Source organism: Marinilactibacillus sp. Marseille-P9653 (assembly GCF_916618885.1).
Lineage (GTDB): Bacteria > Bacillota > Bacilli > Lactobacillales > Carnobacteriaceae_A > Marinilactibacillus.
The window spans coordinates 262,623-287,241 of the sequence record NZ_CAKAKH010000002.1 but is presented as its reverse complement, the minus strand read 5'-3'; the positions used below and the strand labels follow the sequence as shown (position 1 = coordinate 287,241).

Here is a 24,619-nt window from a genome sequence, read left to right as displayed (position 1 = left end):
CCTCTTTTTGTTGTTTCAAACAAAATTTGAGAATATTTTTTGATTATTTTTTTTATTACGGTAAAATATAAAGTGGTTTGAAAATAAAACTGATAGAAAAAAAGAAAACAATCAGGAAATGATGACCTTAACCCAACCAATATACTAGAAAGTGTGTAAATAAATGAACCAGAGAACTGAAAGAGACGCAATCGGAACGGTGAACATTGCTGCTGAGAAAAAGTGGGGCGCACAAACACAGCGAAGTCTGGAAAATTTCCCAATCGGAAATGAGAAGATACCGATCGAAGTGATTCAAGCTTTGGGACTAGTAAAAAAAGCGGCGGCTTTGACGAACGAAGAAATCAGCCTTCTGGATACGAATAAAGCAGAAGCTATTTCTGAAGTGTGTGATGAGTTAGTATGGGGAATGTTTAATGAAGAGTTCCCTTTGTCTGTCTGGCAGACAGGTAGCGGGACACAAACCAATATGAACCTGAATGAAGTCATCTCCCATATTGCCAACGAGAAAAGAACATCTAATTTAATCCATCCCAATGATGATGTCAATAAAAGTCAGAGTTCGAATGATACATTTCCGACGGCAATGCAGATAGCGGTTGTTTTGAAAGTTAAAGAACGTCTTCTGCCTATACTGGTAGAAGTTAAACAGACGTTAAAAAAACTTGCGGAGACATACAAAGATACAATTAAAATCGGACGGACACATCTCCAGGATGCAACGCCGCTAACGTTTGGACAAGAGATTAGTGGATGGATCGGTATGATTGAACGAAACGAAAAAATGATTGAAGAATCTACGGAGATGATGTATGCATTACCTCTTGGAGGAACAGCTGTAGGAACGGGATTGAATGCTGAGCCGACTTTTTCTGGAAAAGCAATCCAAAAAATTATGCGTTGGACAAATGAACCTTTTACTCAAATGGAAAACAAGTTTCATGGATTATCCAGTAAAGATAACTTTGTCTTTTTCCACGGTGCCCTTAAATCACTTGCAGCAAACGTGATGAAAATGGCAAACGATATCAGATGGTTAGCTAGCGGGCCACGATCAGGTTTTTCTGAAATCACTATACCAGCGAACGAACCAGGTAGCTCGATCATGCCGGGGAAAGTTAATCCAACGCAAGTAGAAGCATTGACGATGGTTTGCGTACAAGTTATGGGAAATGATACAACGGTTGGCATAGCTGCATCGCAAGGAAACTTTGAATTGAACGTCTATATGCCTGTCATTATCTATAACACGATCCAGTCCATTACGCTTTTAGCGGATGGTCTGCAAAGTTTCAACAAAAGGTGTCTGGCTGGTCTGACAGCAAACGAAGAGCAAATGCGTACTTACGTCGATCAATCGTTAATGCTGGTAACGGCACTGGCACCGGTGCTAGGATACGACACAGCTAGTGCTTTAGCGAAACAAGCATACGAAGAAAACAAAACATTAAAAGAGGTTGTCATGTCTGCTGAACTCATGAGTGAGCAAGACTTTGATAACTATACAGATCCTAGAAAGATGGTTTAATCATGAGCGATCACTATTATACAAATGACCCACAATCAAAAAGCGATCAACAATCCTGGACGACACAACTGAAAGGATTCGACTTTACGTTTCACACGGATTCTGGAGTATTTTCAAAAGAAAAAGTTGATTATGGTTCCAAGGTATTGCTTGATGCAGTCTATTTAACAGAATTTCCAGAAGGTTCGCTACTAGATGTTGGGTGTGGGTATGGCCCAATCGGATTAACGCTGGCAAAACTTGATCGCGATAGAGTAGTTGAAATGGTAGACATCAATGAACGTGCCCTTTCACTTGCGAAGAAGAATGCTGCAACCAACGGTGTGAATAACGTTTCGATTCATGCATCTTCTTTGTATGAAACCGTAACGCATAAGGTATTTGCAGGAATTTTTTCAAACCCGCCAATAAGAGCAGGCAAAGAAACAGTTCATAAAGTGCTGGAAGAAGCGGTCAATCATCTGGCGGTTGGAGGTTACTTGGTTATTGTTATCCAGAAGAAACAGGGGGCACCGAGTGCACAGAAGAAAATGGCCGAAGTATTTGGAAATGTAGAACGAATTGCGCTAGACAGAGGGTACTGGATTTTAAGATCTCAAAAGGTCTCTTCATAGATAAATCCACTATAAAACGGGCGTTTAGAAGAAGGATGTTTAAAGTATAAAAATATGCTTGACACCCTTCTATTTGTCGTGTAAACTAAGTAGACGCTAAACAATGTATACAGTGGAGCGCTATGCGAAATATTGTCCGTATAGGGTTTTGAATGCTAAACAAAAGAACGTGAGAATGAAATCTATCGATTCTTCACATATCTTTTGTATTTTTTTTGGTCTAAAACAGGAAAACATGAGATGATTTAAACGAATCGTCATCATTGTAATCTAAATGTAATATTTAGATCAGGTTAACTAATTAGTCTATACATTGAATATTAACGAGGGGTGAAGAGGTTGGCAGGCCATAATGTGAATTACGGTAAACACCGTATAAGAAAAAGTTTTTCACGAATCAACGAAGTGCTGGAACTCCCGAATTTGATCGAAATACAGACAGATTCATACGAATGGTTTTTAGAAGACGGATTGAGAGAGATGTTTAAAGACATTTCACCAATCGAGGATTTTTCTGGAAATCTTTCACTGGAGTTTACAGATTACAAACTACAACAACCAAAATATACAGTGGATGAAGCAAGACAACATGATTCAAACTACTCTGCTCCACTGTACGTTAAATTACGCTTGATCAACAAAGAAACAGGAGAAGTTAAAGAGCAAGAAGTATTCTTTGGCGATTTCCCGCTAATGACAGAACAAGGTACATTTATCATCAATGGTGCGGAACGTGTTATCGTTTCTCAATTAGTTCGTTCGCCAGGTGTTTATTTCAGCCCTAAAGTTGAAAAGAACGGTATGGAAGGCTTTGGAACAACTGTTATTCCTAACCGTGGAGCTTGGTTAGAATATGAAACGGATTCTAAAGGTTTGTCTAACGTCCGTATTGACCGTACACGTAAGATTCCGTTAAGTGTCTTAGTACGTGCATTAGGATTTGGATCAGATGATGAAATCATGGATCTTTTCGGAGCCAACGAAAGCCTTAAAGCTACATTAGAAAAAGATATTCACAAAAACAGTGCAGATTCTCGAGTAGAAGAAGCCTTGAAAGATGTTTACGAACGTCTACGTCCAGGTGAGCCGAAAACAGCAGACTCATCAAGAAGTTTACTGACAACTCGTTTCTTTGATCCTAAGCGTTACGATCTAGCTCGAGTAGGACGTTATAAAATCAATAAAAAACTAGATCTTAAAATTCGTTTGATGGGACTGACTTTAGCAGAAACATTGGTAGACCCTGAAACAGGTGAAATTCTAGCTAAAGAAGGTACAATCGTTACACGTGATGTAATGGATAATCTTGGAGAGCACATTGATAACGGACTTGGTGGCATTACAATTCACCCTTCAGATGAAGGGGTTGTACCAGAGCCAATCGATCTTCAAGTTGTCAAAGTATACTCACCAATCGATTCTGACCGTATAATCAACATCATTGGAAATGCGACGCCAGATCGTGAAATCAAATACGTGATTCCTGCGGATATGATTGCTTCAATGAGTTATTTCTTCAACCTTCAAGAAGGTGTTGGCGAAACAGATGATATTGATCACCTGGGTAACCGTCGTATCCGTTCTGTTGGAGAATTACTACAAAATCAATTCCGTATTGGACTATCTCGTATGGAACGTGTTGTACGTGAACGTATGTCTATTCAAGACACGTCTACAACAACACCTCAACAACTGGTTAATATTCGTCCAGTCGTTGCGTCGATCAAAGAATTCTTTGGATCTTCACAACTATCACAATTCATGGATCAAACGAACCCACTTGGAGAGTTGACACATAAGAGACGTCTATCTGCACTTGGACCCGGTGGTTTGACACGTGACCGTGCTGGATACGAAGTTCGAGATGTTCACTATTCCCACTATGGCCGTATGTGCCCGATTGAAACGCCTGAGGGACCGAATATCGGTCTGATCAATAGTTTGTCGACATACGCTAAAATCAATGAGTATGGATTTATCGAAACACCTTACCGTAAAGTAGACCGTGAAAACTTGCGAGTAACAGATGAAATTCATTATCTGACAGCAGATGTGGAAGATTTATATGTAGTAGCTCAGGCTAATGCACCACTTAATGCGGATGGCACATTCACAAATGACATCGTGCTTGCGCGTACGAAAAACAAAAACGAAGAAATCGATGTAACAAAAGTTGATTACATGGATGTATCTCCTAAACAGGTTGTTTCTGTAGCGACTGCAAGTATTCCTTTCTTGGAAAACGATGACTCCAACCGTGCTTTGATGGGTGCAAACATGCAACGTCAAGCAGTGCCATTGATGCAACCGGAAGCACCACTTGTTGGTACAGGTATCGAACACCTTGCCGCGCGTGATTCTGGAGCTGCGATCATTGCAAAACATGACGGAGTCGTTGAGTATGTTGATGCAAAACAAGTTCGTGTTCGTAGAGAAGACGGAACGTTAGATCAGTACAATATTGCGAAATTCAAACGCTCAAATGCTGGAACATCTTACAACCAGCGTGCCTTAGTGAGTAAGGACGAAAAAGTAGACAAGGGAGACATTTTAGCGGATGGCCCGTCTATGGAAAATGGAGAAATGGCTCTTGGCCGTAACCCACTGATTGCCTTTACAACATTCGACGGTTATAACTTTGAAGATGCGATCATCATGAGTGAGCGTCTGGTTAAAGATGATGTCTACACATCTATTCATATTGAAGAATTTGAATCAGAAGCACGTGATACAAAACTCGGACCTGAAGAAATCACACGTGAATTACCAAACGTCGGAGAAGATGCTTTAAAACATCTTGATGACCGCGGAATTATTCGTATCGGTGCAGAAGTAAAAGACGGAGACATCCTAGTTGGTAAAGTAACGCCTAAAGGTGTATCTGAATTATCTGCAGAAGAAAAACTGTTGCATGCAATCTTTGGAGAAAAAGCACGTGAAGTTCGTGATACATCTCTACGCGTGCCACACGGTGGCGGCGGAATTGTACACGACGTTAAGATCTTCACTCGTGAAGCTGGAGACGAATTATCACCAGGCGTTAACTTCTTGGTACGTGTATTCATCGTTCAAAAACGTAAAATCAACGTTGGAGATAAAATGGCGGGTCGTCACGGAAACAAAGGGGTTATCTCTTTGATCCTTCCTGAAGAAGATATGCCATTCATGCCAGATGGAACACCAGTAGATATCATGCTGAACCCACTAGGTGTACCATCACGTATGAATATCGGTCAAGTTATCGAACTTCATATGGGTATGGCTGCACGTAAACTTGGTATCCACATTGCCTCTCCAGTATTTGATGGGGCGCATGAGGAAGATATCTGGGAAACAATCAAAGAAGCTGGCATGGACGACGATGCAAAAACGGTCTTATATGATGGACGTACAGGAGAAGAGTTTGACAATAAAGTATCTGTCGGCGTTATGTACTACATCAAACTGGCTCACATGGTCGATGATAAACTTCATGCTCGTTCAACTGGACCCTACTCTTTAGTTACACAACAACCGCTGGGTGGTAAAGCTCAGTTCGGTGGACAACGTTTCGGAGAGATGGAAGTTTGGGCACTGGAAGCATATGGTGCAGCTTATACCCTACAAGAGATTCTGACATATAAATCAGATGATGTAGTGGGTCGTGTGAAAACTTATGAAGCGATCGTTAAAGGCGAGCCAATTCCACGTCCAGGTGTACCAGAATCATTCCGAGTACTTGTAAAAGAGTTACAGTCACTAGGACTGGATCTTAAAGTACTTGATAAAGAGAGCTTAGCAATCGATCTTCAAGACACAGAAGAAGACGATGACTACGGCAATGTAGATTCTTTAGAAGAAATGAAAAAAGAACAAGACATCAAACGTGCTGAAGAAGCGCAGCAACGCGCTGACGAAGAAGCATTAACTGAAACACAAGAACAAGAAACAGAGTAAGCAGTTTTAACAGAAACACCATAGAAGGGTAAGACAAGCTGAGCAGTTTGGATACGGGGAGGCCACCTTTGAGATGATACGCATCATCTTGAGCTGGTCTTGCCTCGTTCTCTCAACTGCCCGGCGCCGTCTTGTTCTGGAGCTTTAGGGCAGCTCACAATCTAATAAAGGGAGGTCGCCCCTTTGATCGATGTTAATAATTTTGAAAGTATTCAAATTGGATTAGCTTCACCAGATAAGATCCGCAGCTGGTCTTTTGGAGAAGTTAAAAAACCAGAAACAATCAACTACCGAACACTTAAACCTGAAAAAGATGGACTATTCTGTGAGAGAATCTTTGGACCAACTAAAGATTATGAATGTTCTTGTGGTAAATACAAACGAGTGCACTATAAAGGCATCGTCTGTGACCGCTGTGGCGTAGAAGTAACTAAGTCTAAAGTACGTCGTGAACGTATGGGACATTTAGAACTTGCTGCACCAGTAACACACATCTGGTACTTTAAAGGTATTCCAAGTCGTATGGGTCTTGTGCTTGATATGAGTCCTCGTGCGCTGGAAGAAATTATCTATTTTGCATCTTACGTTGTAACAGATGCGGGTGATACACCACTTGAGAAAAAACAATTGATGACAGAACGCGAATACCGTGAGCGTCGTGCACAGTACGGAAATGATTTCCGCGCTGAAATCGGAGCTGAAGCAATCAAAACATTATTAAATGATGTTGACCTTGTGGAAGAAGTCGCAGAACTTAAAGAACTATTACAGTCTGCAACTGGACAAAAACGTACAAGAGCGGTTCGTCGTCTAGATATTCTAGAAGCTTTCCGTAACTCTGGTAACCACCCATCATGGATGGTTATGGATGTTGTTCCTGTTATCCCTCCTGAACTTAGACCAATGGTTCAACTTGAAGGTGGACGTTTTGCAACAAGTGATTTAAATGACCTTTATAGACGTGTAATCAACCGTAACAATCGTCTGAAAAGATTATTGGACTTGAATGCACCGCACATCATCGTTCAAAACGAGAAACGCATGCTACAAGAAGCGGTAGATGCTTTAGTAGATAATGGTCGTCGTGGACGTGCTGTAACTGGACCAGGTAACCGTCCGCTTAAATCTCTTTCGCATATGCTTAAAGGGAAACAAGGACGTTTCCGTCAGAATCTACTGGGTAAACGTGTAGATTATTCTGGACGTTCCGTTATCGTAGTAGGACCAAGCCTTAAGATGTATCAATGTGGTCTTCCAAAAGAAATGGCCATTGAGCTCTTCAAGCCTTTTGTAATGAGAGAACTTGTTGCAAGAGATATTGCAAACAATATCAAAAACGCTAAACGTAAAGTAGAGCGTTTGGATGAAGAAATCTGGGAAGTTCTTGAAGACGTTATTCGTGAACATCCAGTTCTTCTTAACCGAGCACCTACATTACACCGTTTAGGTATTCAAGCATTTGAACCGATCTTAGTAGAAGGAAAAGCGATCCGTCTTCACCCATTAGTATGTGAGGCATACAATGCCGATTTCGATGGGGACCAAATGGCGGTTCACGTGCCTCTAAGTGACGAAGCTCAAGCAGAAGCACGTATCTTAATGCTTGGTGCGCAAAATATCTTGAACCCTAAAGATGGTAAACCAGTTGTTACACCTTCTCAGGATATGGTTTTGGGTAACTACTACCTGACTATGGAAGATGCAGAACGTGAAGGCGAAGGTATGATCTTCTCAAGCACTTCTGAAGCGATTCAAGCTTACCAAAGCGGTTATGTACACTTGCATTCACGTGTAGGAATCCATACATCGGCAATTCCAAACAAACCATTTACAGAATGGCAAAAAGACAAGTATTTGATTACAACTGTCGGAAAATTAATCTTCAACGAGATTATGCCTGCAGAATTCCCTTACTTGAATGAACCAACTCAAGCGAACCTAGAAAAACAAACACCAGATCATTACTTTGTTGCTTACGGTACAAACATTCCTGAGTACATTAAAAATCAAGAAATCGTTAAACCGTTCAAGAAAAATAACTTAGGAAATGTTATCGCGGAAGTCTTCAAGAGATTCCACGTTACAGAAACGTCTAAGATGCTCGATCTTATGAAAAACCTTGGATATAAATATTCAACTAAATCAGGGATCACTGTAGGGATCGCGGATATTTCTAACCTAAAAGAAAAAGAAGAAATTCTTGAAAAAGCACATGAGCAAGTAGATCGTATCGATGCTTCTCACAGACGTGGTCTGATCACTGAAGAAGAGCGTTACACTTCAGTTATCAATGTCTGGACGAAAACAAAAGATTTGATTCAAGATCACTTGATGAACTCTTTAGATGCACGTAACAATATCTTTATGATGAGTGATTCAGGAGCTCGTGGTAACATCTCCAACTTTACCCAATTAGCGGGTATGCGTGGACTAATGGCGGCTCCAAGTGGACGTATCATGGAACTTCCAATCACTTCAAACTTCCGTGAAGGACTTTCAGTTCTTGAGATGTTCATCTCTACCCACGGTGCTCGTAAAGGTATGACGGATACGGCCCTTAAAACAGCCGATTCTGGTTACTTGACTCGTCGTCTAGTAGACGTTGCGCAAGATGTCATCATCCGTGAAGACGATTGTGGAACAAAACGTGGACTTCTTGTTACAGCCATCAAAGATGGAAACGAAGAAATCGAGCCGCTTGAAGATCGTATCATCGGACGTTACGCTCGTAAAACGGTTAAGCATCCTGAAACTGGTGCAGTAATGGTTGCAGAAAACGAACTGATCACAGAAGATCTTACAAAAGAAATTATTGAAGCTGGTATCGAAGAAGTTACGATTCGTTCCGTATTCAACTGTAATACAAATCACGGTGTATGTAAGAAATGTTATGGTCGTAACTTAGCAACTGGCCGTCAAGTAGAAGTTGGAGAAGCAGTTGGAACAATTGCTGCTCAATCTATCGGACAACCAGGTACTCAGTTGACAATGCGTACATTCCATACCGGTGGGGTTGCCGGAGACGATATTACACAAGGTTTACCTCGTGTACAAGAGATCTTTGAAGCACGTCACCCTAAAGGGCAAGCGATGATTACTGAGGTTACAGGAGAAATTGCATCAATCGATGAAAATCCATCTGAACGTACTAAAGATATCGTAGTTAAGGGTGCAACAGATACACGTACCTATACACTTCCAATCAATGCGCGTCTGCGTGTTAAAGAAGGAAGCTTTATCGAACGTGGAGATGCATTTAATGATGGTTCAGTAGATCCTAAAGAACTGTTAGCGGTCAGTAATGTACTCAAATTACAAAACTACCTGTTACAAGAAGTTCAAAGAGCTTACCGTAGCCAAGGGGTAGAAATTGGAGATAAACACGTTGAAGTTATGGTTCGTCAAATGCTCCGTAAAGTACGCGTGCTGGATCCGGGGGATACAACGATCCTTCCAGGTAACTTGATGGATATTCATGATTTCAAAAATCAAAATAAAGCAACTTTACTATCTGGTGGATTACCAGCAACTGCTCGTCCTGTTTTACTGGGTATTACAAAAGCATCACTTGAAACGAATAGTTTCTTGTCAGCTGCTTCATTCCAAGAAACAACTCGAGTGTTAACAGATGCTGCCATTCGTGGTAAAAACGATAAACTGATCGGATTGAAAGAGAATGTTATCATTGGTAAGACGATTCCTGCCGGAACAGGTATGAAAGTCTATAACCAAATGAAACCAAAAAGCGTCGGTGTTGTAAGTGAGAATGTTTACAGCATCAACGATGAAGTCAATTCGTCTCCAGAATAATTGAACACTGATAAGACGAGCGGGGGAAGCTTTCTCCGCTCGCAACTTATCATTATATAAAAAAAGATCGACCGGGATGTTGACAGCTCATTCTAGACGTGGTACTATGCTAGAGGTGCTTTTGTGTACAGATTCCTGTTCTAGATCGTTTAAGCTCGATAGAGTCAACAGTCGTTCAGACTGGAATACAAGAGCCATTAATGTGCCACACGGTTAGGTACAGTTCCTCGTATTAGAGTTTAGATGTTCAGTCTAAAAGCTGATATAAGGCAAACGGAATACCATCGCTAACGAGCGATACTTTCTTTTGTCTAACGAAGAACCGCCTGGATGTGTGGGTCTAGAAAAACCATTATTTATAAGAAAAGACGGAAGGAGGAAACAGAAAATGCCTACTATTAATCAATTGATTCGTAAACCTCGTAAATCAAAAATCGTTAAATCTGAATCACCAGCATTAAACAGAGGATATAACACTCAGAAACGTAAACAAACGACTGTATATTCTCCACAAAAACGTGGTGTTTGTACTCGTGTAGGAACAATGACTCCTAAGAAACCAAACTCTGCGTTACGTAAATATGCTCGTGTTCGTTTATCTAACATGATTGAAGTAACTGCATACATTCCAGGAGAAGGACACAACTTGCAAGAACACAGTGTTGTCTTGCTTCGTGGAGGACGTGTTAAAGATTTACCGGGAGTTCGTTACCACATCGTTCGTGGTGCGCTTGATACTGCTGGAGTTACTGATCGTAAACAAGGCCGTTCTAAATACGGTACTAAAAAACCTAGCTAAAACAGGTTAACTAAAAAATGAAACTTAAATAATATTCTGTGAAAGGAGGAATTTACATGCCTCGTAAAGGTCCTGTTACAAAACGTGACGTGTTACCAGATCCAATTTATAATTCTAAATTAGTTTCTCGTTTGATCAACCGTTTAATGGTTGACGGAAAACGTGGAAAAGCTTCTACAATCTTATATGATGCATTCGCTGCTATCAAAGAACAAACTGGAAATGATCCAATCGAAGTGTTTGAAGAAGCATTGAAGAACATTATGCCAGTTCTTGAAGTTAAAGCTCGCCGTGTTGGGGGTTCTAATTACCAAGTACCAGTAGAAGTACGTCCTGATCGTCGTACAACACTAGCATTACGCTGGTTAGTAAGCTACGCGCGTCTTCGTGGAGAAAATACCATGGAAGATCGTTTAGCTAAAGAAATCATGGATGCAGCTAACAACACTGGAGCATCTGTTCGTAAACGCGAAGAAATGCACCGTATGGCTGAAGCTAATAAAGCTTTCGCTCACTACCGTTGGTAATATAAATCAGGAATGTGTTCAGCAGAGGTTGTTTCTTGTTTTCAAGAAACAATACTTACTGGCTCATTCTTTTATGCTGTATAACCGATTCATGTATATGCATGAACTGAATGAATTAAAGAGAGGTGTAGAGACAAGTGGCTAAAAGAAAGTTCCCTCTAGAAAGAACACGTAATATTGGTATCATGGCCCACATCGATGCGGGTAAAACAACTACTACAGAGCGTATTCTTTATTATACTGGTCGTATCCACAAAATTGGTGAAACACACGAAGGTGCTTCACAAATGGACTGGATGGAACAGGAACAAGAACGTGGTATTACAATCACTTCAGCAGCTACAACTGCTCAGTGGAATGACCACCGCGTAAACATCATTGATACACCTGGTCACGTGGATTTTACCGTTGAGGTAGAACGTTCACTTCGTGTACTTGATGGTGCCGTTGCAGTACTAGATGCACAATCTGGTGTAGAGCCGCAAACTGAAACAGTTTGGCGTCAAGCTACAACTTATGGTGTTCCTCGTATCGTATTCGTAAACAAAATGGATAAACTAGGTGCCAACTTCCTAGATGCTAACCATTCTATGCATGACCGTCTTATGGCAAATGCTCACCCAATCCAATTACCAATTGGTGCTGAAGATGACTTCTCTGGAATCATCGACTTGGTTCGCATGAAAGCTTTCATGTATGGTAATGACTTGGGAACTGAAATTTCTGAAGAAGAAATTCCAGCTGACCATATGGAATTAGCAGAAGAATGGCGTACTAAATTAGTTGAAGCTGTTGCTGAGATGGATGAAGATCTAATGATGCAATACCTTGAAGGAGAAGAAATCTCTGAAGAGCAACTAAAAGAAGGTATCCGTAAAGCAACATTAAGCGTTGAATTCTACCCAGTATTAGTAGGATCAGCATTTAAAAATAAAGGTGTACAATTGCTATTAGACGCGGTTGTTGACTACCTTCCATCTCCACTTGACGTACCTGCAATTCAAGGACACGCTCAAAGAGATCCAGAAGAAGTCATCGAACGTACTGCTGGCGACGACAAACCTTTCTCAGCATTAGCATTTAAAGTTATGACTGACCCTTATGTAGGTCGTTTGACATTCTTCCGTGTATACTCTGGTACTCTTGAGTCTGGATCTTACATCTTGAATGCAACAAAAGACTCTCGTGAGCGTGTAGGTCGTATCCTACAAATGCACGCAAACTCTCGTGAAGAGATTCCTGAAGTATTCTCTGGAGATATCGCTGCAGCAGTTGGGTTGAAAGACACAACTACTGGTGACACTTTATGTGACACTGACAGCCCGGTAATCCTTGAATCTATGGACTTCCCTGAACCAGTTATCCAAGTAGCGATTGAACCTAAATCAAAAGCTGACCAAGATAAAATGGGTATTGCGTTACAAAAATTAGCGGAAGAAGATCCTACTTTCCGTGCTGAAACTGATCAAGAAACTGGAGAAACACTAATCTCTGGTATGGGTGAGTTACACTTAGACATCATCGTTGACCGTATGAAACGCGAATTCAAAGTTGAAGCTAACGTTGGAGCTCCTCAAGTATCTTACCGTGAAACATTCACTAAACAGGTACAATCAGAAGGTAAATTTGTTCGTCAGTCTGGTGGTAAAGGTCAATTCGGTCACGTATGGATTGAATTTACTCCAAACGAAGAAGGAGCAGGTTTCGAATTTGAAGATGCAGTTGTTGGTGGGGTTGTTCCACGTGAATACATTCCTGCAGTTAAAGCTGGACTAGAAGCTTCTCTAGATAACGGAGTTTTAGCTGGATATCCATTAGTGGATGTTAAAGCAAAACTTTATGATGGTTCTTACCACGATGTCGATTCGAATGAGACGGCATTTAAAGTAGCGGCTTCTCTTGCACTTAAAAATGCAGCTCAAAAAGCCGGTGCAGTAATTCTTGAACCAGTAATGGCTGTAGATGTTACAGTTCCTGAAGATTACATGGGTGATATCATGGGTCACATTTCTGCACGTCGTGGAAATATTGAAGGATCTGAACAACGTGGTAACTCAATGATCGTTAGAGGAATGATTCCTTTAGCTGAGATGTTCGGTTACGCAACTACACTACGTTCTGCTACTCAAGGTCGTGGAACATTCTCTATGCAATTTGACCACTATGATCAAGTTCCTAAGAGTATTGCTGAAGAAATTATCAAGAAAAATGGCGGATCTGACTCAGAATAATTTATTCTGAGCAACCGCTCAAACTGATTGATTAATGTAATAGTAATCGGTATAATTATATGTGATAAAATGGTTTGAAAACTAAGTTTTCTTACCAATTAAAGGAACACAATCTAAGGAGGAAATGTTTAAAATGGCTAAACAAAAATTTGACCGTACAAAACAACACATGAACATTGGTACAATCGGACACGTTGACCACGGTAAAACTACTTTAACTGCTGCAATCACTACTGTATTATCTAAAAAAGGATATGCAGAAGCACAAGCATACGACAGCATTGACGGAGCTGCAGAAGAAAAAGAACGTGGAATCACTATCTCTACTTCTCACGTTGAGTATGAAACTGATACTCGTCACTATGCACACGTTGACTGCCCAGGTCACGCGGATTACGTTAAAAACATGATCACTGGTGCTGCTCAAATGGACGGAGCTATCTTGGTAGTTTCTGCTGCTGATGGCCCAATGCCTCAAACTCGTGAGCACATCTTGCTTTCACGTCAAGTAGGTGTTCCATACATCGTTGTTTTCTTAAACAAAGTTGATATGGTTGATGATGAAGAATTACTAGAATTAGTTGAAATGGAAGTTCGTGACTTATTATCTGAATACGAATTCCCAGGCGACGACATTCCTGTAGTTGCTGGATCAGCACTTAAAGCTCTAGAAGGCGACGACGCTTACGAGCAAAAAATTCTTGATCTTATGGAAGAAGTAGATAACTACATTCCAGCTCCAGAACGTGACGCTGACAGACCATTCATGATGCCAGTTGAGGATGTATTCTCAATTACTGGACGTGGAACGGTTGCAACTGGACGTGTTGAGTCTGGTAAAGTTTCTGTTGGTGACGAGATTGAAGTTATCGGTATCAAAGATACTGCTAAAACAACTGTTACTGGTGTTGAAATGTTCCGTAAATTGTTAGATTACGCTGAAGCGGGAGATAACATTGGAGCACTTTTACGTGGTATGTCACGTGATGACATCGAACGTGGACAAGTACTAGCTAAACCAGGTTCAATTACTCCACATACTGTTTTTGACGCTGAAGTTTATGTTCTTTCAAAAGAAGAGGGTGGACGTCACACTCCATTCTTCACTAACTACCGTCCTCAGTTCTACTTCCGTACAACTGACGTAACTGGTATCGTTGAATTGAACGAAGGTACTGAAATGGTTATGCCTGGAGACAACACAACTATGAAAGTTAGCCTTATTGCACCAATCGCTGTAGAGGACGGAACTAAATTCACTATTCGTGAAGGTGGCCGTACTGTTGGAGCGGGCGTTGTAACTAAGATCGTAGAATAATTTTTATTCTTTCGATATTCGCTTAACAATTAAATGGAGCGTCATTTCGGAATCGTCCGAAGTGACGCTTTTTTAATTTATTAATGATAAAGAGCGTGAGTATATTCTATAGAAGAAACACGTCAAAACGGTATGTTAGAAAAGAAAAAAGTCTCGTAAAAAAGAAATTTCCCTTTTTTTGAAAATGTTTTAAAAAAGGCTTGCTTCTTTATTGTATTGTATGTATACTTGTATAGGTGTCTGCGAGGTACTTATTTTTGTGTAAATCAGAAAGATTTAGTGCAAGAGGGGTAATAACTTCAGATCCAGGGCTTTGAAGCGAGAGGTTGCGACACACCCGGGTGCATTGCCATGGTGGGTGAGTTGGAAAAATTTTCGTGGAGCTAGGTTTATTTTTTAAATAAGCGAAGGAGGGAAAAACATGGCAAAACAAAAGATTCGTATTCGTTTGAAAGCATATGAACACCGTGTGCTTGATCAATCTGCTGACAAAATTGTAGAAACGGCAAAAAGAACTGGGGCAACTGTTTCAGGTCCAATTCCATTACCTACAGAACGTAAATTGTATACAATTATCCGTTCACCGCATAAATACAAAGATTCACGTGAGCAATTCGAAATGCGCACACACAAACGTCTAATCGACATCGTGAACCCAACACCGAAAACAGTTGATGCTTTAACTAAGCTAGACTTACCATCAGGTGTGGACATCGAAATCAAATTATAATACTAAAAAAATCATATAACGGAGGTGTACTCATGACCAAAGGAATCTTAGGTAAAAAAGTCGGAATGACACAAATCTTTAGCGAAACAGGAGAATTAGTTCCTGTAACAGTAATCGAAGCAGCTCCTAACGTAGTTTTACAAGTTAAAACAATGGCAACTGACGGTTATAACTCAGTTCAATTAGGATTCGACGACAAACGCGAAGTACTATCAAACAAACCGGCACAAGGTCATGTTAAGAAAGCTAACACGACTCCTAAGCGCTTCATTAGAGAATTACGAGATGCTGAGCTTGGAGACGTCGAAGTAGGAAACGAAATTACAGTAGCAACATTCGCAGAAGGCGACATTGTGGATGTTACTGGGACTTCAAAAGGTAAAGGATTCCAAGGTGTTATCAAACGCCACGGACAATCACGTGGGCCTGAAACTCACGGATCTCGTTATCACCGTCGTCCTGGTTCAATGGGTGGCGCATCTGATCCATCACGCGTATTCCCTGGTAAGAAATTAGCAGGACGTATGGGTGGGGACACAGTAACTGTTCAAAACCTTGAAATTGTACGTGTTGACGCTGAGCGTAACGTATTATTAATTAAAGGTAATGTACCAGGAGCTAAAAAATCACTTATTCAAATCCAATCTGCACTTAAAGCAGGAAACAAGTAATAGATTAGGAAGGGAGGACAAGCAGAATGCCAACTGTAGCGTTATACAAACAAGATGGAACGCAAAATGGTGAAGTAACATTAAATGATGCAGTCTTTGGTATCGAACCAAACGAAAGTGTCGTATTTGATGCAATTACCATGCAACGCGCTTCTTTAAGACAAGGAACACACGCGGTTAAAAACCGTAGTGCAGTACGAGGCGGTGGACGTAAACCGTGGCGTCAAAAAGGAACTGGACGTGCTCGTCAAGGGTCTATCCGTTCACCACAATGGCGTGGAGGTGGAGTAGTCTTCGGACCAACACCACGTTCATATGGCTATAAATTACCGAAAAAAGTTCGTCGTTTAGCGATTAGATCAGTACTTTCAACTAAAGTAACAGATCAAGAGTTAGTCGTAGTAGATGGTTTGAACTTTGACGCACCAAAAACTAAAGAGTTCAGAGCTGTTCTAACAAACTTAGATGCTGGCAAAAAGGTCTTAGTAGTGTTGGAAAACGACAATGAATTTGCAGCGCTGTCAGCTCGCAACCTTCCAGGGGTAAAAGTTGTTGCACCAAACAACGTATCTGTACTGGACGTAGTTGCTCATGACAAGCTCATCTTAACGAAGGCTGCTCTGGAAAAAGTAGAGGAGGCACTTCAATAATGAATGCACGTGACGTAATTTTACGCCCGATCATCACTGAAGCTTCTATGAATGCTATGGACGATAAAAAGTACACATTCGAAGTAGATGTTCGCGCTAAGAAAACTACAGTAAAACAAGCAATCGAAGAAATCTTCGATGTTAAAGTTAAAAAAGTAAACATCATAAATACTGCTCCAAAACCAAAACGTATGGGTCGTTACATGGGCTATACTAAAAAACGTCGTAAAGCGATCGTTACTTTAACGACTGAGTCGAATGATATTACTATCTTCGGAGAAGAAAACGAATAAGCACTTACTTCTGAAAAAGTAAGGTATATGATTATTACAAGGAGGGAATTTGCGTGGCGATTAAAAAGTACAAACCTACCACAAACGGACGTCGTAACATGACTGGGTCAGATTTCGCTGAAATCACAACTAGCACACCAGAAAAAACTTTGCTAGCTCCAAGCCCAAAACGTGCTGGACGTAACAATAAAGGTAGAATCACTGTCCGTCATCAAGGCGGCGGCCACAAGCAAAGATACCGTATAATTGATTTCAAACGTCAAAAAGATGGCGTTCGCGGTATTGTAAAAACAGTTGAGTATGATCCAAACCGCTCAGCAAACATTTCATTGATCCAATACGAAGATGGTGTTAAAACTTACATTTTAGCTCCTAAAGGTATCGAAGTTGGACAAAGCATTATGTCTGGTGAAGATGTAGATATCAAAGTTGGTAATGCACTTCCACTAGCAAACATTCCTGTTGGTTCTGTTATCCACAACATCGAGTTGAAACCTGGTAAAGGTGGACAATTAGCTCGTTCAGCTGGAACTTCTGCTCAAATCCTTGGTAAAGAAGGAAAATACGTATTAGTACGTTTGAGATCTGGAGAAAGCCGTCTGATTCTTGCTAGCTGCCGTGCAACACTTGGTTCAGTTGGTAACGAACAACACGAATTAATTAACATTGGTAAAGCCGGTCGTAACCGTTGGAAAGGCAAACGTCCTTCAGTTCGTGGATCTGTAATGAACCCGAATGATCACCCACACGGTGGTGGTGAAGGTAAAGCTCCAATCGGACGTCCAAGTCCAATGACTCCATGGGGTAAACCTACTCTTGGTAAGAAAACACGTAATGGTAAGAATCGTTCAGATAAACTTATCGTTCGTCGTCGTAAAAAATAATTTAAAACTTAAATGAAGAAAATTCAGGATTTATCCTGGAAGGAGGGCAATACATGAGCCGTAGTTTGAAAAAGGGACCTTTCGTCGATGCTCATTTGATGAAAAAAGTTCGTGAACTTGGTGAAGACAACAAACGTGTTATCAAAACATGGTCACGTCGCTCAACGATCTTCCCGAACTTTGTAGGTCACACCATTGCCGTATATGATGGAAGAAAACACGTGCCAGTTTATGTTCAAGAGGACATGGTTGGTCACAAACTTGGTGAATTCGCACCAACAAGAACATACCGTGGACACGGTAAAGATGATCGCACAACTAAACGTTAATAGCGAAGGGAGGAAATTTCCATGGCAGAAACAGTAACAGCCGCAAAAGCAACTGCTCGTACAGTTCGTATTGCACCTCGTAAAGCTAGATTAGTAGTCGATACTATTCGTGGTAAAAGTGCTGCAGAAGCTATTTCTATCCTTCGCTTCACTAACCGCGGAGCATCTGAAGAGGTAGAAAAAGTTTTAATGTCAGCAATTGCGAACGCTGAGCATAATTATGATATGGATATAGAAGAATTATTTGTAAGTGAAGCCTATGTCAACGAAGGAGCTACTTTAAAAAGATTCCGTCCGCGCGCAAAAGGTGCAGCTTCAAGAATCAACAAACGTACTAGCCACATTACAGTAGTGGTATCAGAGAAGAAGGAGGGGTAATCTGTGGGACAAAAAATAAACCCTAATGGTATGCGTGTTGGCGTCATCCGTGATTGGGACGCTAAATGGTATGCAGAAAAAGACTTTGCGGACACATTGCTAGAAGACTTAGCTGTTCGTGAATATATTGCAGAAAAATTAAGCACTGCTTCAGTTTCACGTGTTGAAATCGAACGTGCTGCAAACAGAATCAACTTGTCAATTCATACTGCTAAACCAGGTATGGTAATTGGTAAAGGTGGATCAGAAGTTGACTCATTAAGAAATAAATTAAACAGTATGACTGGCAAACGTGTTCACGTCAATATTGTTGAAATTAAAAGACCTGATATGGATGCTACTTTGGTAGCTAAAAGTATCGCTGAACAACTTGAAAACCGTATCTCATTCCGTCGTGCTCAGAAACAAGCAATTCAACGTACAATGCGTTCTGGCGCTAAAGGAATCCGTACTATGGTTTCAGGTCGTTTAAATGGGGCAGACATGGCCCGTAACGAAAGCTTTTCTGAAGGAACAGTTCCATTGCACACTATCCGTGCTGATATCGATTTTGCTAACGAAGAAGCAGATACAACTTACGGTAAAATCGGCGTAAAAGTATGGATTTACAAAGGAGAAGTTCTTCCAGGAAAGACTCAGAACATGAAAGGAGGAAAATAATCAATGTTAGTACCAAAACGTGTAAAACACCGTCGTGAATTCCGTGGTAAAATGCGAGGAGAAGCGAAAGGTGGAAAAGAAATTGCTTACGGTCAATACGGCTTACAAGCAGTTGACTCAACTTGGATCACAAGTCGTCAGATAGAGTCTGCTCGTATCGCTATGACACGTTACATGAAACGTGGTGGGAAAGTATGGATTAAAATCTTCCCTCACAAACCGGTGACAGCTAAAGCAATTGGTGTACGTATGGGTTCCGGTAAAGGAGCTCCTGAGGGCTGGGTAGCACCCGTAAAACGTGGTAAAATCATGTTTGAAATCGGTGGCGTATCTGAAGAAGTAGCCCGCGAAGCATTGCGTTTAGCTTCACACAAACTACCCGTTAAAACTAAGGTAGTAACTCGTGAAGAAAGTGGTGACTCACATGAAGGCTAATGAATTAAAAGGCTTATCCACTACTGAATTAATTGAAAAAGAAGCAGAGTACAAAGAAGAATTATTCAACTTGCGCTTTCAGTTAGCAACAGGACAACTAGAAAACACATCGCGCATCAAAGATGTCCGTAAAAACATCGCACGTGTCAAAACAGTTTTGCGTCAAGCTGAATTAGTTAAGTAATCGTGCCTGATCTGTATTCAAAGGAGGCTGGAAAATGGCTGAACGTAATAACCGTAAAGTGTATCAAGGTAGAGTTGTTTCTGACAAGATGGATAAAACTATCGTTGTAGAAATTTCTACGCAAAAACAACACCAAAAATACCAAAAACGTATGAAATATTCAACAAAATTCAAAGCTCATGACGAAAACAATGTTGCTAAAACAGGCGATATCGTTAGTATCATGGAAACTCGTCCATTATCTAAAGATAAACGATTCCGTTTACTAGATGTGGTTGAAGAAGCAATAGTATTATAGAAATAAAATGTAGTGCTAGCCTAACAGGCTACGCAGCGAAGAATATATCTTCGTGAGTTTGAAAGGAGGATCCTAACGTGATTCAAACAGAAAGTCGAATGAAAGTTGCTGACAACTCTGGTGCACGCGAAGTACTTGTAATTAAAGTATTAGGCGGATCAGGTGCAAAGACTGCTAATATCGGAGACGAAGTAGTTGTAACTGTTAAACATGCAACACCAGGCGGCGTTGTTAAAAAAGGTGAAGTTGTTCGTGCGGTTATCGTTCGTACAAAATCAGGAGCTCGTCGTTCAGACGGTTCATATATTAAATTTGACGAAAATGCTTGTGTTATTATTCGTGAAGACAAAGCACCACGTGGAACACGTATCTTCGGACCAGTTGCTCGTGAATTGCGTGAGAATGACTTTATGAGAATTGTTTCGTTAGCTCCGGAAGTTCTTTAATTCCGACAAATGTCATAAGGAGGTGCGCTAGAGAATGTTTGTAAAATCAGGAGATAAAGTTAAAATTTTAGCTGGTAAAGACAAAGGTAAGCAAGGTACGATCAAAACTGCTTTACCAAAGCAAAACAAAGTAATCGTTGAAGGTATCAATATCATGAAGAAACATACCCGTCCTACAGGTATGGGCCAAGAAGGCGGAATAGTCGAGATTGAAGCGCCTATTCACGTATCTAACGTTCAATTGATTGATCCTAAAACAGATGAACCTACAAGAGTAGGATATAAATTCGAAGATGGTAAGAAAGTACGTTACGCTAAGAAATCAGGCGAAACACTTTAATATAGTAGGGAAGGAGGGCATTCATAAATGACACGCCTTAAAGATAAATATCTTAATGATGTACGTCCATCATTAGTTGAAAAATTTGAGTATAATTCAGTTATGCAAGCACCAGTTGTAGACAAAATCGTCTTAAACATCGGTGTTGGTGACGCTGTATCAAATACTAAAAATCTAGACAAAGCTGTAGAAGAATTAACGCTTATTTCAGGACAGAAACCAATTGTTACTCATGCTAAAAAATCTATCGCTGCTTTTCGTTTACGTGAAGGTATGCCAATTGGTACTAAAGTAACTTTACGTGGTGAACGTATGTATGATTTCTTGGACAAATTAGTAACTGTTTCTCTACCTCGTGTACGTGACTTCCGTGGAGTTAGCAAAAATGCTTTCGACGGACGTGGAAACTACACGCTAGGTGTTAAAGAGCAACTGATCTTCCCAGAGATCGACTATGATGATGTTGATAAAGTTCGCGGAATGGACATCGTTATCGTTACAACGGCTAATACAGATGAAGAAGCTCGTGAATTACTTGGACAATTGGGAATGCCGTTCCAAAAATAACCACGACACCTTATTAGGAGGGAAAATGTAGAAATGGCTAAAAAATCGATGATTCAAAAGAATAAAAAACCAGCCAAGTTTTCGACTCGTGAGTATACTCGTTGTGAACGTTGTGGACGCCCACATTCAGTATATCAACAATTTAAATTGTGCCGTATTTGCTTGCGTGAGCTAGCTTATAAAGGACAAATTCCAGGCTTGAAAAAAGCAAGCTGGTAAAAATAGAAAACTTGTCACAAAGGAGGATATAACGAATGGTCATGACAGATCCTATCGCAGATTTCTTGACTCGTGTACGTAATGCTAATAATGCTCGTCATACGAAAGTAGAAATTCCTGCTTCAAACATTAAAAAAGGTATGGCCCAAATCCTGAAAAATGAAGGATTCGTAAAAGATATCGAATTCGTGGAAGATGACAAACAAGGAATCGTCCGCATTTTCTTGAAATATGGTCAAAATGACGAACGCGTTATTACTGGCTTGAAACGTATTTCAAAACCAGGATTACGTGTCTACGTAAAAGCAGAAGAAATGCCAAAAGTATTGAACGGTTTAGGAGTTGCGCTTGTTTCTACGTCTGAAGGCGTTGTAACTGATAAAACTGCTCGTTCTAAAAACATCGGTGGAGAAGTCCTCGCGTACGTTTGGTAATAAACATAAAGAATGAAGGAGGTGCCGTACTTTGAGTCGTATCGGAAATAAACCTATTACTATTCCAGAAGGTGTAGAAATCGACCTTAACGGAACAGAAATCACAGTTAAAGGTAAAAATGGCGAGTTATCACGTACATTAAGCCCAGTTATTTCAATTAACATTGAAGATAACGTAATGACATTTACAAGACCTGATGAATCTAAAGGAAGCCGTACTATCCATGGAACTACACGCGCTGTCGTGAACAACATGGTAGAAGGTGTTACTGAAGGATTCCAGAAAACACTTGAGTTAATCGGTGTTGGTTACCGTGCACAATTGCAAGGTAAAACATTAGTATTAAACGTTGGTCTTTCACACACAGTTGAATTCGAAGAAATCGAAGGCTTAACTGTTGAAGTTCCATCAAATACTACTGTAGTAGTTAAAGGTGCTAACAAAGAAAAAGTTGGCGCATTAGCTGCAAACATTAGAGCTATTCGTCCCCCTGAGCCATATAAAGGTAAAGGAATTCGTTACCAAGGCGAGCAAGTTCGTCGTAAAGAAGGTAAAACAGGTAAATAATGCATTCAAGTCGAACATAAACTTGGAATGTCTAAAATCAGTTGCAGATCATACCCTGCGTATGATCTTACTGCTCGGTTTGAAACTATTCCGACGTATTTCTGTGTCAGTTAGCTGACATCAGTCATTAAATCGTTCGACTTAACTTTGCGTTGACCTGAAGAACACAATACTCAATTTGAACTGAGTAATTAACTATGAAGAGGTGACAATTGTGATTACAAAACCAGATAAAAATAAGTTACGCCAAAAAAGACACAAACGTGTCCGTAGAAATCTTTCTGGTACTGCAGCGCGCCCACGTTTGAACGTATTCCGTTCTAATAAACACATCTATGCTCAAGTAATTGATGACGTAGAGGGTGTAACGCTCGCAAGTGCATCTACTTTGGATACTAATGTTTCAGGAGATTCTAAAGTTGCTTTAGCAGCATCTGTTGGAAAATTAGTAGCTGAACGTGCAAGTGAGAAAAACGTTACAGAAGTAGTATTTGATCGTGGTGGATATCAATATCACGGGCGCGTTAAAGCATTAGCTGACGCAGCTCGCGAAAACGGACTAACATTCTAGAGTAAAGGAGGAGTTAAGGTACATGACAACTCATATTGATGCAGCAAAATTAGACATTGAAGATCGCGTAGTAGAAATTAACCGCGTAACTAAAGTTGTTAAAGGTGGACGTCGTCTACGTTTCGCAGCGCTAGTAGTCGTTGGAGACAAAAATGGACATGTAGGATTCGGTACTGGTAAAGCACAAGAAGTTCCTGAAGCAATCCGTAAAGCGATTGAAGCAGCTAAAACTAACCTTGTAGAAGTACCAATGGTCGGAACTACATTACCTCACGAAGTTATCGGACGCCACGGTGGCGGAAATATCATCATGAAACCAGCCGTAGCCGGTTCTGGGATTTCTGCTGGTGGACCTGTTCGTGCCGTACTGGAATTAGCTGGTGTACAAGATGTTTCATCTAAATCAGTTGGATCTAGTTCTCCAATCAACATGGTTCGTGCAACTATCGATGGTATTAGTCAATTAAAACGCGCTGAAGAAGTTGCAAAACTTCGTGGCAAATCTGTAGAAGAATTACTTGGATAAGGAGGGATGACACAATGGCAAATCTAGAAATTACTTTAAAGCGTAGTTTAATTGGTCGTCCTCAAAACCAACATCAGGTAGTTAAATCTTTAGGTCTTAGAAAAACAAACTCTTCTGTTGTAAGACCAGATAATGATGCAGTCAGAGGCGCAATCAAGAAAATCGCTCATTTAATTGACGTAAAAGAAGTTTAGTAAGTCTAAGTTTAACTAAAGGAGGTGCCAAGATTTATGAAACTTCATGAATTAAAACCTGCAGAAGGTTCTCGTAAAACACGTAATCGTGTTGGACGTGGTTCGTCTTCTGGTAATGGTAAAACATCAGGTCGTGGTCAAAAAGGACAAAAAGCTCGTTCAGGTGGTGGAACTCGTCTAGGGTTCGAAGGTGGACAAACTCCATTATTCCAAACATTACCAAAACGTGGGTTCACAAACTACAACCGTAAAGAATTCGCGATCGTTAACTTAGATTCATTGAATCGTTTTGACGCAGATACAGAAGTAACTCCAGAATTATTGATTGAAACAGGTGTTGTTAAAAACAAAAAATCCGGTGTGAAAGTATTGGCGAAAGGAAACGTTGATCGCAAACTTACTGTTAAAGCACACAAGTTTTCAACTGCTGCGAAAGAAGCGATTGAAGCTGCCGGTGGATCAGTAGAGGTGATCTAATT

Annotated in this window: 29 protein-coding genes; all 29 read left to right on the top strand. The window is 40.5% G+C overall.

Features of this window, described 5'->3' with window-relative positions; translation table 11 throughout:
• Positions 1–163: 163 nt before the first annotated feature.
• The 29 genes from fumC to rplO all read left to right on the top strand — a co-directional run bounded on the left by fumC (position 164) and on the right by rplO (position 24,617).
• Positions 164–1,528 carry a class II fumarate hydratase gene (gene fumC, locus LG377_RS11915; RefSeq protein WP_225744935.1) on the top strand — a complete coding sequence of 455 codons (1,365 nt, stop codon included), beginning with the start codon at positions 164–166 and terminating at the stop codon, positions 1,526–1,528.
• Between the two features lie 2 nt (positions 1,529–1,530).
• Entirely contained in the window at positions 1,531–2,142 is a 612-nt protein-coding gene (locus LG377_RS11910; protein ID WP_225744934.1) for a class I SAM-dependent methyltransferase, read from the top strand.
• 330 nt (positions 2,143–2,472) lie between these two features.
• Complete coding sequence (rpoB, locus tag LG377_RS11905) at positions 2,473–6,078, top strand: DNA-directed RNA polymerase subunit beta (protein ID WP_225744933.1); 3,606 nt, start codon at positions 2,473–2,475, stop codon at positions 6,076–6,078.
• A gap of 183 nt (positions 6,079–6,261) precedes the next feature.
• Complete coding sequence (gene rpoC, locus LG377_RS11900; RefSeq protein WP_225744932.1) at positions 6,262–9,888, top strand: DNA-directed RNA polymerase subunit beta'; 3,627 nt, start codon at positions 6,262–6,264, stop codon at positions 9,886–9,888.
• Between the two features lie 388 nt (positions 9,889–10,276).
• Complete coding sequence (rpsL, locus tag LG377_RS11895) at positions 10,277–10,687, top strand: 30S ribosomal protein S12 (RefSeq protein WP_225744931.1); 411 nt, start codon at positions 10,277–10,279, stop codon at positions 10,685–10,687.
• Positions 10,688–10,743: 56 nt separating this feature from the next.
• A complete protein-coding gene (rpsG, locus tag LG377_RS11890) occupies positions 10,744–11,214 on the top strand; it encodes a 30S ribosomal protein S7 (protein WP_225744930.1) in 471 nt (156 codons plus the stop codon).
• A gap of 137 nt (positions 11,215–11,351) precedes the next feature.
• Complete coding sequence (gene fusA, locus LG377_RS11885) at positions 11,352–13,445, top strand: elongation factor G (protein WP_225744929.1); 2,094 nt, start codon at positions 11,352–11,354, stop codon at positions 13,443–13,445.
• A gap of 133 nt (positions 13,446–13,578) precedes the next feature.
• Positions 13,579–14,763, top strand: coding sequence for an elongation factor Tu (tuf, locus tag LG377_RS11880; RefSeq protein ID WP_225744928.1), 1,185 nt, complete (start codon positions 13,579–13,581; stop codon positions 14,761–14,763).
• Between the two features lie 421 nt (positions 14,764–15,184).
• On the top strand, positions 15,185–15,493 hold the full coding sequence (gene rpsJ / locus LG377_RS11875) for a 30S ribosomal protein S10 (protein ID WP_072693478.1): 309 nt from the start codon (positions 15,185–15,187) through the stop codon (positions 15,491–15,493).
• A 32-nt stretch (positions 15,494–15,525) separates the two neighbouring features.
• Positions 15,526–16,164, top strand: a complete 639-nt coding sequence (gene rplC, locus LG377_RS11870; protein ID WP_225744927.1) for a 50S ribosomal protein L3 — start codon at positions 15,526–15,528, stop codon at positions 16,162–16,164.
• Between the two features lie 26 nt (positions 16,165–16,190).
• The gene (gene rplD, locus LG377_RS11865; RefSeq protein ID WP_225744926.1) at positions 16,191–16,814 is read left to right on the top strand and encodes a 50S ribosomal protein L4; all 624 of its coding nucleotides are present in this window, start codon (positions 16,191–16,193) and stop codon (positions 16,812–16,814) included.
• The gene (gene rplW / locus LG377_RS11860; RefSeq protein ID WP_225744925.1) at positions 16,814–17,107 is read left to right on the top strand and encodes a 50S ribosomal protein L23; all 294 of its coding nucleotides are present in this window, start codon (positions 16,814–16,816) and stop codon (positions 17,105–17,107) included. The genes rplD and rplW overlap by 1 nt, the downstream gene beginning before the upstream one ends.
• 53 nt (positions 17,108–17,160) lie before the next feature.
• Positions 17,161–17,991 (top strand): 50S ribosomal protein L2, encoded by an 831-nt coding sequence (gene rplB, locus LG377_RS11855; protein ID WP_225744924.1) that lies wholly within the window; start codon positions 17,161–17,163, stop codon positions 17,989–17,991.
• A 53-nt stretch (positions 17,992–18,044) separates the two neighbouring features.
• Positions 18,045–18,320: a 30S ribosomal protein S19 gene (gene rpsS, locus LG377_RS11850; RefSeq protein ID WP_225744923.1), complete on the top strand. Its 276-nt coding sequence runs from the start codon at positions 18,045–18,047 to the stop codon at positions 18,318–18,320.
• Positions 18,321–18,341: 21 nt separating this feature from the next.
• The gene (gene rplV / locus LG377_RS11845; RefSeq protein ID WP_208559786.1) at positions 18,342–18,698 is read left to right on the top strand and encodes a 50S ribosomal protein L22; all 357 of its coding nucleotides are present in this window, start codon (positions 18,342–18,344) and stop codon (positions 18,696–18,698) included.
• A 3-nt stretch (positions 18,699–18,701) separates the two neighbouring features.
• The gene (rpsC, locus tag LG377_RS11840) at positions 18,702–19,358 is read left to right on the top strand and encodes a 30S ribosomal protein S3 (protein ID WP_225744922.1); all 657 of its coding nucleotides are present in this window, start codon (positions 18,702–18,704) and stop codon (positions 19,356–19,358) included.
• Between the two features lie 3 nt (positions 19,359–19,361).
• On the top strand, positions 19,362–19,793 hold the full coding sequence (gene rplP / locus LG377_RS11835; protein WP_225744921.1) for a 50S ribosomal protein L16: 432 nt from the start codon (positions 19,362–19,364) through the stop codon (positions 19,791–19,793).
• A complete protein-coding gene (gene rpmC, locus LG377_RS11830; RefSeq protein ID WP_208559780.1) occupies positions 19,783–19,977 on the top strand; it encodes a 50S ribosomal protein L29 in 195 nt (64 codons plus the stop codon). The genes rplP and rpmC overlap by 11 nt, the downstream gene beginning before the upstream one ends.
• 34 nt (positions 19,978–20,011) lie before the next feature.
• Positions 20,012–20,275, top strand: a complete 264-nt coding sequence (rpsQ, locus tag LG377_RS11825) for a 30S ribosomal protein S17 (RefSeq protein WP_225744920.1) — start codon at positions 20,012–20,014, stop codon at positions 20,273–20,275.
• A 77-nt stretch (positions 20,276–20,352) separates the two neighbouring features.
• Positions 20,353–20,721 carry a 50S ribosomal protein L14 gene (gene rplN / locus LG377_RS11820; protein ID WP_225744919.1) on the top strand — a complete coding sequence of 123 codons (369 nt, stop codon included), beginning with the start codon at positions 20,353–20,355 and terminating at the stop codon, positions 20,719–20,721.
• Positions 20,722–20,755: 34 nt separating this feature from the next.
• Positions 20,756–21,061 (top strand): 50S ribosomal protein L24, encoded by a 306-nt coding sequence (gene rplX / locus LG377_RS11815; protein ID WP_225744918.1) that lies wholly within the window; start codon positions 20,756–20,758, stop codon positions 21,059–21,061.
• A gap of 27 nt (positions 21,062–21,088) precedes the next feature.
• On the top strand, positions 21,089–21,628 hold the full coding sequence (gene rplE, locus LG377_RS11810) for a 50S ribosomal protein L5 (RefSeq protein WP_225744917.1): 540 nt from the start codon (positions 21,089–21,091) through the stop codon (positions 21,626–21,628).
• Positions 21,629–21,661: 33 nt separating this feature from the next.
• Complete coding sequence (locus LG377_RS11805) at positions 21,662–21,847, top strand: type Z 30S ribosomal protein S14 (RefSeq protein ID WP_208559775.1); 186 nt, start codon at positions 21,662–21,664, stop codon at positions 21,845–21,847.
• A gap of 35 nt (positions 21,848–21,882) precedes the next feature.
• Positions 21,883–22,281 (top strand): 30S ribosomal protein S8, encoded by a 399-nt coding sequence (gene rpsH / locus LG377_RS11800; RefSeq protein WP_225744916.1) that lies wholly within the window; start codon positions 21,883–21,885, stop codon positions 22,279–22,281.
• Between the two features lie 31 nt (positions 22,282–22,312).
• Entirely contained in the window at positions 22,313–22,849 is a 537-nt protein-coding gene (gene rplF, locus LG377_RS11795; protein WP_225744915.1) for a 50S ribosomal protein L6, read from the top strand.
• A gap of 205 nt (positions 22,850–23,054) precedes the next feature.
• Positions 23,055–23,420 carry a 50S ribosomal protein L18 gene (gene rplR / locus LG377_RS11790; protein ID WP_305067568.1) on the top strand — a complete coding sequence of 122 codons (366 nt, stop codon included), beginning with the start codon at positions 23,055–23,057 and terminating at the stop codon, positions 23,418–23,420.
• A 22-nt stretch (positions 23,421–23,442) separates the two neighbouring features.
• On the top strand, positions 23,443–23,946 hold the full coding sequence (rpsE, locus tag LG377_RS11785; protein ID WP_225744913.1) for a 30S ribosomal protein S5: 504 nt from the start codon (positions 23,443–23,445) through the stop codon (positions 23,944–23,946).
• A gap of 14 nt (positions 23,947–23,960) precedes the next feature.
• Complete coding sequence (rpmD, locus tag LG377_RS11780) at positions 23,961–24,140, top strand: 50S ribosomal protein L30 (protein ID WP_208559770.1); 180 nt, start codon at positions 23,961–23,963, stop codon at positions 24,138–24,140.
• Positions 24,141–24,176: 36 nt separating this feature from the next.
• Complete coding sequence (rplO, locus tag LG377_RS11775) at positions 24,177–24,617, top strand: 50S ribosomal protein L15 (protein ID WP_225744912.1); 441 nt, start codon at positions 24,177–24,179, stop codon at positions 24,615–24,617.
• Positions 24,618–24,619 lie beyond the last annotated feature (2 nt).